The sequence below is a fragment of the Streptomyces winkii genome, from assembly GCF_032248595.1.
GTDB lineage: Bacteria > Actinomycetota > Actinomycetes > Streptomycetales > Streptomycetaceae > Streptomyces > Streptomyces winkii.
Map to the genome: position 1 here is coordinate 1 of NZ_JASTTH010000026.1, position 371 is coordinate 371.

Consider the following 371-nt stretch of genomic DNA (forward strand, 5'->3'; position numbering starts at 1 on the left):
GGGGCTGGTGGAGTCCGGGGATGCGGATGTGCTGGCCGGGGTGCTGGGCGTTGATGCGTCGACGGCGCGGGTGGTGGCGTCGGGGCTGTCGGAATGGCGTGGCCGGGAACAGGTGCGTTCTCGTGCGAGTGGCTGGTGCTACCGCGAATGGTGGAAACCCCTCACCCACAAAACACCCGAGCTTTCCGCATTCGAAATCGCCGATCCGGAATCCGGCAGCGCCGATGTGGCGCTGAGCGGCCCTGCTTCTGCTGCGGGTGTGTGGTTGGTGGTGGTGCCTGCTGGTGGTGGTGTGCCGGTGGAGTGGGCGTCGTCGGTCGTCGGGCTTCTGGGTGCGGGGGTGGCGTGTCTGGAGGTCGAACCGGGGGTTG

The 371-nt window shown here is 68.2% G+C and carries 1 protein-coding gene; it reads left to right on the forward strand.

Annotation, left to right across the window (positions count from 1 at the left end; translation table 11 throughout):
• Positions 1-371 (forward strand): hypothetical protein (locus tag QQM67_RS30520; RefSeq protein ID WP_314178659.1); only part of this gene is annotated, 371 nt, incomplete at both ends.